This is a genomic window from Dysgonomonas sp. GY617 (assembly GCF_015233815.1).
Lineage (GTDB): Bacteria > Bacteroidota > Bacteroidia > Bacteroidales > Dysgonomonadaceae > Dysgonomonas_A.
In genome coordinates, this window is sequence record NZ_JADCLR010000003.1 from 249,258 (window position 1) to 265,889 (window position 16,632).

Genomic DNA, 16,632 nt, shown 5'->3' on the forward strand with positions numbered 1-16,632 from the left:
GAATCTGCGTAAAATTTCTGTACGAGGCAAAGTTAAATAAATTTTGGATATAAAGATAAATTTATTTCAAAAAAAGGTCTAAGTGACACTTAATAATAAATAACCTGATAAATAGTATCTTGTGCTAATTTAATGTATTTATATCGCGATTTTACTATTTGAGAAACAGAAATAAACCCATACATTTGTATAACAATTTTATATATAAAGGCTATAATTATTATGATTAATATATTAGGTATAGAATCATCATGCGATGATACCGCTGCCGCTATAATACAAGACGGTGTTTTACTATCAAACATCATATCCAGTCAAAAAGTTCACGAAAGCTATGGAGGGGTTGTTCCCGAGCTAGCATCTCGAGCTCACCAACAGAGTATAATCCCCGTAGTAGATGAAGCTTTAAAGAAAGCAGGTATATCAAGAGAAGATATTACTGCCATTGCTTTTACCAGAGGTCCAGGTTTAATGGGCTCCCTCTTAGTGGGAACATCTTTTGCTAAGGGGCTATCTACAGCATTGAACATCCCGATGATTGATGTAAATCACTTACAAGCACATGTTTTAGCACATTTTATAAAGGAAGATAAAGACGACCAAGATCAGCCAGCTTTTCCTTTCTTATGCTTACTGGTATCAGGAGGAAATTCTCAAATCATTGTTGTTAAGTCTCACAAAAAGATGGAAATTATAGGGCAAACGATTGATGATGCTGCCGGAGAAGCATTTGATAAATGTGCGAAAGTTATGGGATTAGGCTATCCCGGAGGACCTATTGTAAATAAATTGGCAAATCTAGGTAACCCTGATAAATTCAGATTCAATAAACCACACATCCAAGGTTATAATTACAGTTTCAGTGGTTTGAAAACTTCTTTCCTATATTTCTTAAGGGATGAATTGAAAAAAGATCCTGATTTTATTGAAAATAATAAAGAAGATTTGTGTGCATCACTGCAAAAAACCATTATTGATATATTAATGGATAAGCTACGTAAAGCAGCTAAAGATTTAAACATAAAAGAAGTTGCTGTAGCTGGTGGAGTTTCTGCAAACTCAGGACTGAGAGATGCTTTTGAAGACCATGCCCAACGTTTTGGATGGAAAATTCATATACCTAAGTTTGGCTATACAACAGATAATGCTGCCATGGTAGCTATATCGGGACACTATAAATATTTAGACAACGAGTTTTGTTCTATGGATGCTGCACCTTTTGCTAGGGTAACAGTTTAGTTTCATTTTGTTTATAATGTCTAAGAATTAGACTTTTCAAATCATACACTAACACTAAATATTTGATTTATGAGCAACAGGGATTTTGATGAAATTCACGATTACGATTATAACAAAGGCTTTGAAGAAACTGATATCACTCATAATGAAATATCAGAAGATAGTAATCTAAGCGAGCCATCTACTATCAATGAGCGTGAAGTAATTAACAGCAGATCATTGTTTTCGCCAAATAGTGAAAATAATAATTCCAATATAATTGATAATGAGACTGCAATGAATATGATTCAGGGCAATGTGGGAGATACCATTAGCCTTGAAGAGCTTAGAGCACAACAAAATTTACCAATGGGATTGGTTGGTGGAGTATTAGCTTCAGTTCTATGTATTCTTGTATGGTCATTAATAACTGTACTAACCAAATATCAAATCACTTATATGGCTATAGGTGTAGGTTTTGCAGTCGGATTTTCTATTCAGAAACTAGGCAAAGGAATAACACCTATATATGGTGTAATAGGAGCAATACTTTCTTTACTGACATGCTTTATAGGTAATCTTATCAGCTCGATTTGCTTAATTGCAGATGAAGTAAATTTTAGCTATTCAGAAGCATTCTCTAGCCTCGATAGTGATACTATAATTATGATCGTAAAAGAAACATTTCAATTTATGGATTTAGTATTTTATGGTATAGCAATATACACGGGGTACATCTGCTCTATAAAGAGCGACCCTAAATAATACGAATAGTATTCCCTATAATAAAGGAATACTATTTATTTAGAACCTAAAATTATTATATGATATATTACACAATCTTATTATTCGTTATTCTTGATTTTCTTTGGACTCAATATCTAGCATATAGAAATAGAAAACGAATGAACCCTAATATTCCTGAGCAATTAATCGGAATATACGACCAAGAAAAATATCAAAAACAACAAGCTTACCAGAAAGAGAATAGTAGAATTGGACTATTTTCCGGATTCGTTTCATTTGTAATAATTTTGCTCATTCTTGTTTTTAATGGATTTGGTTATCTCGATCAATATGTAAGAGGATATATCCATAATAGTATTTTGGTTTCTCTTGCATTTATTGGCATCCTATATATTGGTAACGAAATCATATCATTACCATTTTCTCTTTATGACACTTTCGTTATAGAGAAAAAGTATGGATTTAATAAATCTACACTACAAATATTTTGGATTGATCAACTAAAAGGATTAATCCTTTCCGTAATATTAGGCGGATTGATATTAACTCTTCTGATTTGGTTTTATAATGGCTTCGGAAATTACGCATGGTTGTATGCTTGGGGGCTTATTACAGCATTCTCTCTATTTATGACTTTATTTTATTCCAACATCATTGTACCCCTTTTTAATAAGCAAACTCCTCTTGAACCCGGAGAACTACGAAATGCTATTGAAAAATTTTCTCAAAAAGCCGGTTTTGAGCTTACGAACATTTATGTGATGGATGCATCAAAGCGATCAACTAAAGCAAATGCTTATTTCACAGGCTTAGGCAGTAAAAAAAGAATTGTTTTATTCGATACTTTAATAAATGATCTAACCACAGATGAGATAGTAGCTGTACTAGCACACGAAATAGGACATTACAAGAAAAAACATATCATTCAGCATCTCATTACATCTATATTATATATAGGAGTACTACTTTTTATATTATCTTTTTTCTTAAACAACTCCACTTTAGCACTAGCATTAGGGAGCGAAATACCATCTTTTCATCTAGGAATTATAGCTTTCTCAATTCTCTTCACTCCTATATCCTTATTACTCGGATTATTAATGAATATGGCAAGTCGCAAGAATGAATATGAAGCAGATGCATATGCAGCAAGCTTTGGCTTAGGCGATTCTTTAATTAGTGGTCTAAAGAAACTATCTGTGGAAGCTTTAAGTAATCTAAATCCTGATCCATGGAATGTATTCGTTTATTATTCACACCCAACTCTTTTGCAACGCATCGAGCGACTTAGACTTAATAATCAAGAATGAACAAAATAACCAGAATTGAAGCTCTTAGAGGATTCGTTGCAATATACGTAACCTTTGCCCATGTTTTTCATGATCGATCTTATGCTTTAGCAGAATACAATTTCATCTGGAACTATGGAGATTTAGGAGTTGCAATCTTTTTCGTTATATCAGGATTTGTTATTCAATTATCGTATGAACGAGCTAAAGATAAATCATTTAAATCTTATTTCTTTAAACGATTCTTTAGAATATACATTCCATTGATATTTGTTTTTATAACAAACTATTTTGTGCAATTAATGGAATTTGGAGTGGAAGGTTTTACCATACCTCGATTAATAACCAATCTGCTAATGCTCCAAAATACAAATCAGCCAGACTCAATATTTGCTCCTCTTTTCAATAATGGACCTCTGTGGTCTTTAGCCTATGAATGGTGGTATTATATGATATTTTTCTTTATCATCAATAAATTAAAAGAAAAGTCTTCAATAATTATTTACACTTTAGGAATAATCTCTAGTATATTATATCAATTTTATCCTGTTTTCATTGTTCAATTGATGATCGATATGGTTATCTGGTGGTTTGGGGTAGAATTAGCTAGGTTATATTTATCCAACAAAAGAATATCCTTTGTCAATTTAAAATATCCTTTATTAGTACTTCTAGCTTCTGCTTTAATTATAACTTTTACTGAGCCAACCGATGGAAAAGAATTCCTATTCAACACACACCTTTGGAGGGGCTTATTTGCAATATGTATAGGTATACTATGGTATAAAGCAAATTGGAAATTTTTTAATAAAACAATTGGGTTATTCCTCCCTTTTGCAAGTATGTCTTATGTTATATATATTTCTCATTGGTTTCTAGTCCATGAAGCCACTTTTCTACACTTTTTATTTGGACGAAGCCGACTTGTATATCTATTTTATTTCATAATTTGTCTTATTTTCAGTTATTTAGTAGAAAAGATAATTTATCCGAGACTTAATAAATTCTTTATGAGCAGAATTTTTCCATTGAAGAAATAAAAGATATATCAATAATTGCAATTACCTAATAATTAAATAATATTATCTGATGAAATACACATTACTGCTTTTATGTATAGCCTTATCTTTAGGACATACATATGCTCAACCAAAGTATAAAAATCCCAAACTGAGTGCGGAAGAACGAACTAAAGACTTAGTCAGTCGCATGACTCTTGAAGAAAAAGTAGGTCAGCTACTTTGCCCACTAGGATGGGAGATGTACGAGATAAAAGGCGATAAAGTTACACAGTCAAAGAAATTTGAAGATATCGTAAAAGAAAGACAGATCGGTATGCTGTGGGCAACCTTCCGTGCTGATCCATGGACTCAGAAAACATTAGAAAACGGATTAAATCCTACTTTAGCTGCTGAAGCAGGAAATGCACTTCAAAAATATATTATAGAAAATACACGTTTAGGAATTCCTATCTTCTTAGCTGAAGAATGTCCTCACGGACATATGGCTATCGGAACAACTGTTTTTCCGACTGCCATAGGTCAGGCTGCAACTTGGAATCCTGAGTTATTAACTAAAATGAGTTCTACAATCGCACAAGAAGCTCGCTTACAAGGTTCACACATTGGATATGGTCCTGTGCTTGATTTAGCTAGAGAGCCTCGCTGGTCTCGTACCGAAGAAACTTATGGAGAAGATCCAATCTTGATAGCTCGCATGGGCGAAGCGTTTGTAAAAGGTTTCGGTAGGGGCGATTTAACTAAAGAAAATAGCCTTATATCAACCCTTAAACACTTTGTGGCTTATGGTGTACCCGAAGGTGGTCATAATGGAAACCCAAATAGTGTAGGAATGAGAGACCTTAGAGAAAATTATCTCCCTCCTTTTCAAGCAGCAGTAAAAGCAGGTGCATTATCTGTGATGACTGCATACAATTCTATTGATGGTATTCCTTGTACTTCTTATGAGTACCTCTTAAAAGATGTACTTCGTAAAGAATGGGGATTTAATGGTTTTACAGTTTCTGATCTTGGTAGTATCGAAGGTCTGAAAGGAAGCCACCATGTTGTAGACAATATACAGGATGCAGCTATTTTATCCGCTAATGCAGGATTGGACGTTGATTTAGGAGGAAATGCTTTCTTTCTATTAATTGATGCAGTGAAAAACAACAAAGTAAAAGAGTCTGTTATTGATGAAGCAGTTAGACATGTTCTTAGGTTGAAGTTTGCAATGGGACTTTTTGAAAATCCTTATGTAGATGTAAAACAAGTAGCTACAAATATCAGAAACCAAGAACATATTGATTTAGCTCGTAAAGTAGCACAAGAGTCTGTTACTCTTCTTAAAAATGAAAAGAATATTTTACCTCTAAACAAGAACATAAAAAAAGTAGCCGTTATAGGACCTAATGCCGATAACATCTATAATCAATTAGGAGATTATACAGCACCTCAAGAAAGAGATAATATAAAGACAGTTTTAGATGGAATTAAATCAAAACTGAATGCTTCTCAGATTCAATATGTAAAAGGAACAGCAATCAGAGATACTACAAACCTAGAAATACAAGAGGCTGTTGTTGCTGCAAAAAATGCAGATGTTGCAATAGTTGTAGTAGGAGGATCAAGTGCTCGTGACTTCAAGACAAAATATATTGACACAGGAGCTGCCGTTGCTTCAAAAGACAATATCAGCGATATGGAAAGTGGCGAAGGATACGACAGAGTCTCATTAGACTTAATGGGAAAACAGCTTGATCTATTAAAAGCAATAAAAGCAACAAGTACCCCTGTTATTGTAGTATATATTGAAGGACGTCCATTAAATATGAACTGGGCTGATGAAAATGCAAATGCACTTCTTACAGCATGGTATCCAGGGCAAGAGGGAGGAAACGCTATTGCTGATATTCTATTTGGAGATTATAACCCCGCAGGTCGTTTGCCTATTTCTGTACCTCGTTCAGTAGGTCAATTACCAGTATATTATAATCAGAGAAATCCAAAGAGCCATGATTATGTAGAAATGACTCAAGCTCCACTTTATCCCTTTGGTTTTGGCTTAAGCTATACATCTTTTGAATATAGTAATCTAGCTATTCGCAAAGTAAATAATACAAGTTACACGGCAGAATTTACAATTACAAATACTGGTAATTTTGATGGCGATGAAGTTGCTCAACTTTATATACGCGATGAAGTTGCATCTACAGTTCGTCCGGTAAAACAACTAAAACACTTCTCACGTATTAATCTGAAAAAAGGTGAAAGTAAAACTGTTTCATTTGAACTTTCTAAAAACGATTTCTCAATCATTGATCAGCAAATGAAACAAATTGTAGAACCCGGAAAATTCAAAATTATGATAGGCTCTTCTTCTGAAGATATTAAATTAGAGGATGTAGTAAACATTGAGACTATTTAAGGGTTCAGACCTTTTATTACTTTAGCTAGCACAACAGAAATAATCGGTTATAAATCGAAAGTATATCATTTACAGAAAGCTCCTGAAATAAAATTATTTCAGGAGCTTTTTTATTAACTTTATATTGCATTCAGAAAACAAACAGACTTTATATAAAAATACCGATGGAAAATCTAACATTTGTTTTAGCACCAGATTCTTTTAAAGGCTCTATGACTGCACAAGAAGTATGTGAGGCTATGGAAAAAGGCATAAGAAAGGTACTTCCCAATGCAAACTGTATCAAAGTTCCGATGGCAGATGGGGGAGAAGGTACAGTTCAATCATTAGTAGATGCAACCCACGGTACAATATATAACCTTGAAGTTGTAGGTCCTCTAAATACTCCTGTTATTGCCCAATACGGAATACTGGGAGATGGAACAACCGCTGCAATAGAAATGGCATCCGCCAGTGGTATTCAGTATATAAATGAAAAGACCCGTAATCCTTTAATTACCACAACATATGGTACAGGTCAATTAATCATAGCATGTTTAGATAAAGGCATAAAGAAAATAATCCTAGGAATAGGAGGCAGCTCAACCAATGATGGTGGAGTGGGGCTTGCCCAAGCATTAGGTGCACGCTTCTTAGATAAACAAGATCGTGAATTACCATTTGGAGGCGAAGCACTATCTCAACTTGCGAGAATTGATATATCGAAACTTGATTCTCGTTTAGATAATATTGAAATGGAAGTTGCCTGTGATGTAACTAATACTTTGTATGGCGAAACAGGAGCATCTAAAGTATTTGGTCCTCAAAAAGGAGCTACACCTCAGATGGTAGAAATCTTAGATAATGCACTTTATCATTATTCTGAAATAATAAAACAACAACTAAATAAAGATATTGCAAACATTCCCGGTGCAGGAGCTGCTGGAGGTTTGGGTGCAGGTATTCTTGCATTTACAAATGCAAAACTAAAACGAGGTATAGATATTATCATCAACTACACCAACTTAAAAGAAATTATCAAACAAGCAGATTTTGTATTTACAGGTGAGGGTGGTATTGATTTTCAAACACAATACGGAAAAACTCCCTATGGAGTTGCTCAAGTAGCTAAGTCTGAAAACAAAAAAGTGATTGCCATTGCCGGATATATAGGTGAAGGTATAAATCAACTATATGACTGTGGCTTTGATGCTATTTTGGGAATTTTACCACAAGCAGTTTCTCTGGAAGAAGCTCTTTCGAAAGGAAAAGAAAATGTTGAAAGAACTATCGAAAATATTGTCCGCATACTTCTAATTAAATAAAAGCACCTTTACTTAATACAAAATCGTTTTTTAGCATCAATATATACAAAAAATAATCTCAAATATGTTTGAATATACAATATTATGTATAAATTTGCAGAATAAAATGTATATTTATTCAAAATGAGAAAGAAAATCCGACATACAACCATCAAAGAAGTTATATTATCTGAGGATATAACCAATCAGGATATGCTTCTAAATGCCCTAATAAACAAAGGGTTTGATGTGACACAAGCAACACTTTCTCGTGATATAAAAGAGCTGAAAATTATAAAAGCACCAACACCAAGAGGTAATTATGCATACCAATTGGCTGATGCAATTGTAAATTCGCCCGAAAATATAATGCCTCTATCATCATTTGGTTTTCTTAGTATTGAATTCTCTGGACAACTGGCAGTTATAAAAACTCGCCCCGGATATGCTATGGCTATTGCCGGAGAAATAGATTCAAAAGCTAACCAAACGATACTAGGTACTGTTGCCGGAGACGATACGATATTAATAATACCCAAAGATAATATTAGCAGAGAAGAAGTGCTAGCATCTCTTTCCTCCTTTATTCCAAATATGAAATGATCAACAATATTTTATCGACAGATAAAAAAATGAAAGAAGAATTAAAACCAGAAATAACTATCGAAATAGCCAGCGATAAACATATCGAATATGTTCAGACTATATTAGATACAATAGAAGCAGCCGCAAAGGTGCGTGGTACAGGTATAGCCAAACGCTCGCCCGAGTATGTGGAGCTTAAAATGAAAGAAGGCAAATCGATCATCGCTCTTGCCGGGAAAGAATTTGCAGGTTTCTGTTATATAGAAACTTGGGGTAATAAACAATTTGTTGCCAATTCGGGGCTTATTGTTGTTGATAAATTCCGAGGGCATGGTTTAGCTAAACGTATCAAGCAGATGGCTTTTGCTCTTTGTCGTCATAGATTTCCTGATGCAAAGGTATTTGGGTTAACGTCGGGTGCTGCTGTCATGAAAATCAATACCGATTTGGGGTATGTACCTGTTACTTTTGCTCAATTAACGGATGACGAAGCTTTCTGGAGAGGTTGTCAAGGTTGTGTTAATTATGATGTATTGACCCGCACAGACCGCAAATATTGTATTTGTACTGCAATGCTTTATGATCCAAAAACACATGAAGATAAGCCGGAGATAAAAGATTTACTGAAAAAATTAAAAGATACAGACCAATGAAAAAGAAAGTCGTTTTAGCTTTTAGTGGAGGATTAGATACTTCATTTTGTGCCAAATATTTGTCCGAAGAAAAAGGATACGAAGTATATACAGCTATAGCTAATACCGGAGGTTTCTCGCCGGACGAACTAAAGGTAGTTGAAGAAAAAGCCTATAAATTAGGAGCAGTAAAACACGTAGCATTAGATGTTACACAAGAATATTACGAGAAGAGCATCAAGTATATGGTGTTTGGAAACGTTCTGAGAAACGGAACTTATCCAATATCTGTAAGTTCTGAACGTATATTTCAAGCAATAGCCATTATTAATTATGCAAAAGAAATAGGTGCTGATGCAGTTGCACATGGCAGCACAGGTGCCGGTAACGATCAGGTACGTTTCGATTTGACTTTTGATGTATTAGCTCCCGAAATAGAAATAATAACTCCAACACGTGATATGATCTTAACCCGTGAATATGAGATTGATTATCTTAAAAAACATGGTTATGAAGCAGATTTCACTAAAATGGAATACTCTATAAATAAAGGTCTTTGGGGAACAAGTATAGGTGGTAAAGAGACATTGAAATCGAACCAAACCTTACCCGAAGAAGCATATCCTTCTCAATTGATTAAAAAAGAATCGGAGATTCTAACCATTGATTTTGAACAAGGAGAAATAGCCGGAGTAAACGGAAAAAAATATACTAATAAAATAGAGGCGATTAATAAAATTGAAGAAATAGCTTCGGCTTTTGCAATAGGTCGCGATATGCATATTGGTGATACCATTATAGGTATTAAAGGACGTGTAGGTTTCGAAGCTGCTGCACCGTTGGTAATTATCAACGCACACAAAATGCTAGAAAAGCACACTCTTACCAAATGGCAACAATACTGGAAAGAGCAATTAGGCAATTGGTACGGAATGTTTCTACATGAAGCACAATACCTTGAACCTGTAATGCGTGACATTGAGGCTTTCCTTACAAGTTCTCAAGACAATGTAACAGGTACAGTTACTATCAAATTAATGCCTTATAACTATGTACTAGTTGGTGTTGACAGCGATTTTGACTTAATGAAAGCCGAATTTGGAGAATATGGAGAAATAAATAAAGCATGGAGTGCTGATGATGCAAAAGGCTTTACTAAAATTTACTCTATCCCTACAAAAGTATTTCACAGCGTACAAAAGAAAAATAATAAAGCCTAAGAAACCACTTTAAGGAACAATAAGTATTTAATGCAACAGAATTTAATTATAACTATCTGTTGCATTTATACTTACTAAAGTAGTAGGTAATTCTAAGATCTTTGTTGTTCTTTTTTTCTACAAACGACAAGATACTTCTAAAAAAACTCTTATTTTTATAACTATGGGTCTCGAACCTATTTATAATTTAGTGATATAACACTAAATACTTTTATTTACTAAATAGACGATCAAAATAAAATGATAAAAGCAGGAATAATAGGTGGAGCAGGATATACAGCAGGAGAATTGATTCGTTTATTGATTAATCATCCTCAAGTAGAACTAGTTTTCGTTAATAGTACTAGTAATGCAGGAAATAAGCTAACCGATGTTCATGGAGGTTTACTTGGTGAAACTAATATGAAATTTACAGATCAGCTTCCATATAACGAAATAGATGTACTCTTTTTCTGTACAGCACATGGTGACACTAAAAAATTCTTGGATACAAATAAAGTTCCTGAGAATTTGAAAATTATAGACTTGTCTACTGATTACCGTAAAGAATCGGCAGAACATGAGTTTGTATATGGTTTACCCGAATTAAACAAAGAGAGAATAAAGCAAGCAAAACGAATTGCTAATCCCGGATGCTTTGCAACAGCTATACAATTGGCTTTACTGCCCTTAGCTAATGCTCAATTATTGAATACCGAAGTTCATGTAAATGCAATTACGGGATCAACAGGGGCAGGGGTTAAACCTTCGGCAACATCACATTTTAGTTGGAGAGAGAATAATATTTCAGTATATAAAGCTTTCGAACATCAGCACTTAGGCGAAATTCGTCAATCATTGACTCAACTTCAAAATAATTTCTCTGAAGATATTAATTTTATACCTGTTCGCGGTAATTTTACTCGTGGTATATTCGCCAGTATTTATCTGAATTTTGAAGGTTCGGAAGAAGATGCTCGTAAACTATACGAAGACTTCTATAAGAATAGCCCTTTTGTTATAGTAACTGATAAAAATCCTGATCTAAAACAAGTTGTCAACACTAACAAATGTGTTTTATATGTAGAGAAGCATGGTAATAAACTGCTTATTCTTTCTTGCATCGACAATCTAGTGAAGGGTGCTTCGGGGCAAGCTGTTCATAATCTAAATCTTATCTTTGGTTTAGATGAAACAGAGGGATTAAAGCTGAAAGCAACAGGATTTTAAGATCAAGTAATATCTTATTTTCTAAATTGAGATATTCAGTTTTTGAGCTAATGACAAAAGAGTCTTATAAAAAAATAACTTTATCGAATACTAGGTTTATTAATTAAAAACATCGCGCCTATGCCCTTTCAGATAGACGACCAGACAAAAAAGGATCTAGACATTTTTGGTACATACAAAAGTGGTAAATCGATATTTGACCTGTTTAACTTGACTACATGTAAAGGAGGTCAAGACAAATTGTATCGCTTTTTGGCAGAGCCAATGACTGATCTTCAAAAAATAAACGAAAGGAAAGAGGCTGTTCTGTTTTTTCAGCATCATGTGACATCACGATTGACGATTGATAAAGATGCTCTCGATTATGCAGTATATTACCTAAAAGACAGAGGTGCATCTATCAGACGTGCATCAAAAGTATGGTCGGCGGAGCGAAAAATAATGAATACACTGAATCCGACAGAAAGCTACTATGTTGTAAAAAACGGAGTGAACTCTATGATTGTGATTCTAAAATCATTGTACGAATTTTCTCTAAATTTGGTTAATGAAGAAAAAGCTAATCATTGCCCTATATTATTAAAGAAAGACAATGATAAGGTTCTCGAAATATTTGCTTTATCAGAATTTCAAAGTGCTCTTGATTTAAAAAGCCTAAAGGCTTACGATATAGATGTGTATGACTCTATTTTCAGACACTCACAAAGTAGAAATATTCAATTTCTAATCAATCTCATATATGAATACGATGCTTTTCAGGCAATAGCTAATGCTGCTGATAAGTACAATCTTTGCTATCCCGAAGTTTTACCCAAATCAGCAAATTGTCTTGAACTCGAAGGACTTTTTCACCCATTTGTAGAAGATGCGATAGCAAATGATATTAGCTTCGGAGGAGAGTCAAATCTATTATTCATCACGGGACCCAATATGGCTGGGAAATCAACTTTTCTAAAAGCCTTGGGTGTTTCTGCATATTTGGCACACGCAGGATTTCCTGTCCCTGCCAAAAGCATGAGATTGAGTCTTATATCAGGGTTATGTACTACCATCAATATATCTGATGACTTACATTCGGGTTACAGCCACTTCTACGCAGAAGTTCTGAGGGTAAAGTATGTTGCTAATCAACTGAAAGAAAATAATAATCTACTGGTTATTTTCGACGAACTATTTAGAGGAACAAACGTAAAAGATGCCTATGATGGTACTTTAGCCATAGTGTCGGCATTTGCACGCATCAAAAGTTCATTCTTCGTTATATCTACACATATAATAGAAGCAGCCGAAAGTTTAAGTGCAAATGATAATATAAGTTTCCGAAGTTTTGAGATACGTGAAGTTGATGGACATCCTACCTATACCTATAAATTAAAAAATGGTATATCGACAGATAGATTGGGCATGTACATAATTCGTAAAGAAAGGGTAGTGGAGATGATAAATGAAGTATTGACAACCGAACCCAAAAGTGATAATATAGAAAGCAACGATTAGATTACTTTCTAAAATAGAAATAAGAATAAGTAATAAATAGGTTTAAGACCTTTAATATAAAGTATAAAATGAAACTATTTGATGTATTTCCATTATTCGACCTTAACATAGTAAAAGGAAATGGATGTTATGTATATGATGAAAAAGGAAACGAATATCTGGATCTTTATGGCGGACATGCGGTAATTTCAGTAGGTCATACACATCCATATTATGTGGAAAAAATAACAGACCAATTAAATAAACTTGGTTTCTATTCAAACTCAGTTATCAATGAATTGCAACAAGAAGTTGCTCAAAAATTAGGAGAACAATGCGGTTATCCTGATTATTTCCTTTTTCTTATCAACTCGGGTGCCGAAGCAAATGAGAATGCAATAAAGTTGGCTTCTTTTCACAATGGTAGAAAAAAAGTTCTAGCCTTTAAAAAAGCATTTCACGGACGTACATCTGTAACTGTTGCAACAACAGATATTCCTGCATATTCTGCTCCTGTAAATGATAACTCAAATGTTACATTTGCTCCGTTCAATGATATTGAATTCGTCAAAAAAGAATTGGCAACAAAAGAATATTGCTCTGTAATCATAGAAGGTATTCAAGGCGTTGCAGGTATTCACATTCCAGACGATAAGTTTCTAAAAGAACTTCGTGATGTTTGTACAGAAACCGGAACAATCCTTATTCTGGACGAAATTCAATCAGGTTACGGACGTAGTGGTAAATTCTTTGCACATCAGTATGCTGATATAACAGCTGATATTATAACTGTTGCTAAAGGTATTGGTAATGGTTTCCCTATGGCTGGTGTTTTGATTAACCCTATGTTTAAAGCTGTTTACGGACAACTTGGAACCACATTTGGTGGTAATCATTTAGCTTGTGCTGCTGCTATTGCAGTATTAGATATAATGAAAAAAGAGAAGTTGGTTGAGAATGCTTTAAATATAGGAGAATATTTAATCACGGAACTAAAAAAAATATCAGGAATAAAAGAAGTGCGTGGACGTGGTCTTATTATAGGTATCGAAATGAACGAACCTATTAAAGAAAAAAGATCAAAGCTTCTATTCGAAGATAAGGTATTTACAGGCTCAACAGGAACTCATGTATTCCGCCTCCTGCCTCCATTGTGCTTAACGAAAGAGCAAGCCGATGTATTTCTGACTAAATTTAAGCAGATAGTATAATTCCTATTAAAAAAGCACCTATTTTAGCGGTGCTTTTTTATTGCCTAAAAATAAAATCAATCAAATCATTACCATGAAGCCTTCGAGTAAAATAGTTCTTCGAATAGATGAGAAGCCTAAATTTCATCAATGGATCTTACTAAGTATCCAACATCTCTTTGCCATGTTTGGGGCAACAGTTTTAGTTCCTGCCCTTACAGGTATGAGTCCTGCAGTTGCTCTTGTTTCAAGTGGCTTGGGTACATTAGCCTTTATTTTAATAACTCGTGGAAAAGTACCTTCTTATTTAGGATCATCGTTTGCATTTATTAATCCGCTTATAGCAATAAAAGCATTTGAAGGATATGCAGGTATTATGGTAGGAAGTTTCCTTGTGGGAATCGTGTACGCTCTTGTTGCTTTAATTATTGCTAAAACTGGGACTAAATGGCTGATGAAATTATTACCACCTATTGTAGTAGGACCCGTAATTATGGTAATCGGACTAGGATTATCAAGCGTAGCAGTCAGCATGGTTACCAATCACGATGGGGGATACGATATAGATTACGTTTTAGTGGGACTTGTAACACTAGTCATAACCATTGTATTTGCCATATTTACCAAAGGATTTTTAAGTGTGGTTCCTGTATTAATGGGAATCATCGGAGGATACATTTTTGCTCTCATAATGGGAATTGTCGATTTTCAAAGAGTTATAGAAGCCAGCTGGTTTGAAGTACCCCCTTTCGAAATTCCTTTTGTACATTTTACACCTCACTTCACATGGAGGGTATTTTTACTCATGGTTCCTGTAGCTATTGTACCTATTGCCGAACATATAGGGCATCAATTGGTATTGAGTAAAGTTGTAGAGAAAGATTTGCTAGAAGATCCAGGATTACACAAATCCTTATTTGGTGATGCTGTAGCATCTATGATTGCTGCTTGCATCGGAGGACCTCCCAATACTACTTATGGCGAAAACATCGGAGTACTTGCTATCACAAAAGCATTTAGTATATACCTATTTATTGGAGCTGCCTTTTTTGCTATCCTTTTCGGATTCTGCGGTAAAGTATCAGCCCTTTTATCAACCATTCCTACACCTGTGATGGGTGGAGTATCTATACTTCTATTTGGAATTATAGCATCTAGCGGATTGAGAATGCTTGTTGAAAATAAAATAGACTTTTCTCAAAAGAGAAACCTCATTATAGCATCAGTTATTCTTGTTATTGGCATAGGTGGAGCGGCAATACATATCGGAAGTCACTTTTCGCTCGAAGGTATGGCATTAGCTTCTATTATCGGAGTAGTATTAAATCAAATATTACCGGGAAAACAAGTTGTCGATTTTAAAGATATGTTTAGCGGTGACTAAAAGAGAACTGGCGTTTAAATAATAAAATAAAGAGAGCTGTTTTAATAACAGCTCTCTTTATTTTATCGTCTCATAGAAATCTTCTCTTACCGGACTAAAAGTATCAATAATAATACCTGCCTCTAAACAAACTAAGCCATGCATAATATTAGGTTCTGCAAAAAAACCATCACCGGCTTTTAAAGTCTTAGTTTCTCCATCTATTGTAACTTCATACACTCCCGATTCAATATAAGCCGTTTGCACATGAGGATGCGAATGCTGATAACCAATAGCACCTTTTTCAAAGATTACTTTCACTGTCATTATCTCATTGTTATACCCTACAAATTGACGTATTATACCCTTATCGGCAGTATATACAAGTTCTTCATCTTTTAGAAAGAAAGGTTTACTTTTAATCTGTTCCATTGTTTTGTATTTATATTTCAGAACAAGGTAGATATTTATCTGAAAATATTCAAATGATTCGCAATTATAACCATAGTTTGTTAAACTATTTTTTATACATTGGCGTTATAAGAACATAAGAATAATTTTAATATTAAATAATATGGAAAACTTACTAAAAAGATTACAAGAAGAAGCAGGTTTATCGGAAGAACAAGCTGTAAAAGTTGTAACGATAGTGAAAGACTTTATGGATAAAGAAGGTCTTGAAATAGATTGGGATAAATTTTTCAAAGGAAAATATGGTGATCTAAGAGAGCAAGCCAAATCGTTATTCGATGTAATTTCACATAAAGCTCGTGAGTACTCAGATAAAATCGAAGATAAAGTAGAAGATCTTACAATACAAGCTAAACGTACAGCCCGCGATCTTTCACAAAAGGCAAGCGACTATCTGGACGATGAAAAGAAAAAATAAAATCACTTATGATAGGAAGGTTGGTAATTTAATTATCAACCTTTTTTATTTTATGTCTTAAATAAAGAATTTTGTCTTTATTAGTTGTATACTTTTGATTAACTT

Annotated in this window: 15 protein-coding genes; 14 read left to right on the forward strand and 1 reads right to left on the reverse strand. The window is 34.1% G+C overall.

What is annotated here, in order from left to right; translation table 11 throughout:
* Nucleotides 1-222 precede the first annotated feature (222 nt).
* The 13 genes from tsaD (at nucleotide 223) to IR022_RS05300 (ending at nucleotide 15,659) form a co-directional block, all read left to right on the forward strand.
* On the forward strand, nucleotides 223-1,239 hold the full coding sequence (gene tsaD / locus IR022_RS05240) for a tRNA (adenosine(37)-N6)-threonylcarbamoyltransferase complex transferase subunit TsaD (RefSeq protein ID WP_199330270.1): 1,017 nt from the start codon (nucleotides 223-225) through the stop codon (nucleotides 1,237-1,239).
* Between the two features lie 69 nt (nucleotides 1,240-1,308).
* Nucleotides 1,309-1,983, forward strand: coding sequence for a hypothetical protein (locus IR022_RS05245; RefSeq protein WP_194202889.1), 675 nt, complete (start codon nucleotides 1,309-1,311; stop codon nucleotides 1,981-1,983).
* Between the two features lie 59 nt (nucleotides 1,984-2,042).
* Nucleotides 2,043-3,275 (forward strand): M48 family metallopeptidase, encoded by a 1,233-nt coding sequence (locus IR022_RS05250; protein ID WP_194202890.1) that lies wholly within the window; start codon nucleotides 2,043-2,045, stop codon nucleotides 3,273-3,275.
* Nucleotides 3,272-4,294 carry an acyltransferase family protein gene (locus IR022_RS05255; protein ID WP_194202891.1) on the forward strand — a complete coding sequence of 341 codons (1,023 nt, stop codon included), beginning with the start codon at nucleotides 3,272-3,274 and terminating at the stop codon, nucleotides 4,292-4,294. The genes IR022_RS05250 and IR022_RS05255 overlap by 4 nt, the downstream gene beginning before the upstream one ends.
* Nucleotides 4,295-4,343: 49 nt before the next feature.
* On the forward strand, nucleotides 4,344-6,680 hold the full coding sequence (locus IR022_RS05260; protein ID WP_194202892.1) for a glycoside hydrolase family 3 N-terminal domain-containing protein: 2,337 nt from the start codon (nucleotides 4,344-4,346) through the stop codon (nucleotides 6,678-6,680).
* A 164-nt stretch (nucleotides 6,681-6,844) separates the two neighbouring features.
* The gene (locus IR022_RS05265) at nucleotides 6,845-7,984 is read left to right on the forward strand and encodes a glycerate kinase (protein WP_194202893.1); all 1,140 of its coding nucleotides are present in this window, start codon (nucleotides 6,845-6,847) and stop codon (nucleotides 7,982-7,984) included.
* Nucleotides 7,985-8,107: 123 nt separating this feature from the next.
* Entirely contained in the window at nucleotides 8,108-8,566 is a 459-nt protein-coding gene (gene argR, locus IR022_RS05270) for an arginine repressor (RefSeq protein WP_194202894.1), read from the forward strand.
* 29 nt (nucleotides 8,567-8,595) lie between these two features.
* Nucleotides 8,596-9,201: a GNAT family N-acetyltransferase gene (locus tag IR022_RS05275; RefSeq protein WP_194202895.1), complete on the forward strand. Its 606-nt coding sequence runs from the start codon at nucleotides 8,596-8,598 to the stop codon at nucleotides 9,199-9,201.
* Nucleotides 9,198-10,400, forward strand: a complete 1,203-nt coding sequence (gene argG, locus IR022_RS05280) for an argininosuccinate synthase (protein WP_194202896.1) — start codon at nucleotides 9,198-9,200, stop codon at nucleotides 10,398-10,400. The genes IR022_RS05275 and argG overlap by 4 nt, the downstream gene beginning before the upstream one ends.
* 240 nt (nucleotides 10,401-10,640) lie before the next feature.
* Nucleotides 10,641-11,609, forward strand: a complete 969-nt coding sequence (argC, locus tag IR022_RS05285) for an N-acetyl-gamma-glutamyl-phosphate reductase (protein WP_194202897.1) — start codon at nucleotides 10,641-10,643, stop codon at nucleotides 11,607-11,609.
* Nucleotides 11,610-11,729: 120 nt separating this feature from the next.
* Nucleotides 11,730-13,106 (forward strand): MutS-related protein, encoded by a 1,377-nt coding sequence (locus tag IR022_RS05290; protein ID WP_194202898.1) that lies wholly within the window; start codon nucleotides 11,730-11,732, stop codon nucleotides 13,104-13,106.
* A gap of 68 nt (nucleotides 13,107-13,174) precedes the next feature.
* Complete coding sequence (locus IR022_RS05295; protein WP_194202899.1) at nucleotides 13,175-14,296, forward strand: aspartate aminotransferase family protein; 1,122 nt, start codon at nucleotides 13,175-13,177, stop codon at nucleotides 14,294-14,296.
* A gap of 73 nt (nucleotides 14,297-14,369) precedes the next feature.
* The gene (locus IR022_RS05300; protein WP_194202900.1) at nucleotides 14,370-15,659 is read left to right on the forward strand and encodes a solute carrier family 23 protein; all 1,290 of its coding nucleotides are present in this window, start codon (nucleotides 14,370-14,372) and stop codon (nucleotides 15,657-15,659) included.
* A 57-nt stretch (nucleotides 15,660-15,716) separates the two neighbouring features.
* Here IR022_RS05300 and IR022_RS05305 read toward each other — a convergent pair whose 3' ends face one another.
* Nucleotides 15,717-16,070: a cupin domain-containing protein gene (locus IR022_RS05305; protein WP_194202901.1), complete on the reverse strand. Its 354-nt coding sequence runs from the start codon at nucleotides 16,068-16,070 to the stop codon at nucleotides 15,717-15,719.
* Between the two features lie 142 nt (nucleotides 16,071-16,212).
* Between IR022_RS05305 and IR022_RS05310 the strand changes: the two genes are divergently transcribed.
* Nucleotides 16,213-16,527 carry a hypothetical protein gene (locus IR022_RS05310; RefSeq protein ID WP_050710906.1) on the forward strand — a complete coding sequence of 105 codons (315 nt, stop codon included), beginning with the start codon at nucleotides 16,213-16,215 and terminating at the stop codon, nucleotides 16,525-16,527.
* Nucleotides 16,528-16,632: the final 105 nt, after the last annotated feature.

Coding starts and splice junctions, on each gene's coding strand:
- tsaD (WP_199330270.1), top strand. CDS start 223: ATGATTAATATATTAGGTATAGAATCATCATGCGATGATACCGCTGCC.
- IR022_RS05245 (WP_194202889.1), top strand. CDS start 1,309: ATGAGCAACAGGGATTTTGATGAAATTCACGATTACGATTATAACAAA.
- IR022_RS05250 (WP_194202890.1), top strand. CDS start 2,043: ATGATATATTACACAATCTTATTATTCGTTATTCTTGATTTTCTTTGG.
- IR022_RS05255 (WP_194202891.1), top strand. CDS start 3,272: ATGAACAAAATAACCAGAATTGAAGCTCTTAGAGGATTCGTTGCAATA.
- IR022_RS05260 (WP_194202892.1), top strand. CDS start 4,344: ATGAAATACACATTACTGCTTTTATGTATAGCCTTATCTTTAGGACAT.
- IR022_RS05265 (WP_194202893.1), top strand. CDS start 6,845: ATGGAAAATCTAACATTTGTTTTAGCACCAGATTCTTTTAAAGGCTCT.
- argR (WP_194202894.1), top strand. CDS start 8,108: ATGAGAAAGAAAATCCGACATACAACCATCAAAGAAGTTATATTATCT.
- IR022_RS05275 (WP_194202895.1), top strand. CDS start 8,596: ATGAAAGAAGAATTAAAACCAGAAATAACTATCGAAATAGCCAGCGAT.
- argG (WP_194202896.1), top strand. CDS start 9,198: ATGAAAAAGAAAGTCGTTTTAGCTTTTAGTGGAGGATTAGATACTTCA.
- argC (WP_194202897.1), top strand. CDS start 10,641: ATGATAAAAGCAGGAATAATAGGTGGAGCAGGATATACAGCAGGAGAA.
- IR022_RS05290 (WP_194202898.1), top strand. CDS start 11,730: ATGCCCTTTCAGATAGACGACCAGACAAAAAAGGATCTAGACATTTTT.
- IR022_RS05295 (WP_194202899.1), top strand. CDS start 13,175: ATGAAACTATTTGATGTATTTCCATTATTCGACCTTAACATAGTAAAA.
- IR022_RS05300 (WP_194202900.1), top strand. CDS start 14,370: ATGAAGCCTTCGAGTAAAATAGTTCTTCGAATAGATGAGAAGCCTAAA.
- IR022_RS05305 (WP_194202901.1), bottom strand. CDS start 16,070: ATGGAACAGATTAAAAGTAAACCTTTCTTTCTAAAAGATGAAGAACTT.
- IR022_RS05310 (WP_050710906.1), top strand. CDS start 16,213: ATGGAAAACTTACTAAAAAGATTACAAGAAGAAGCAGGTTTATCGGAA.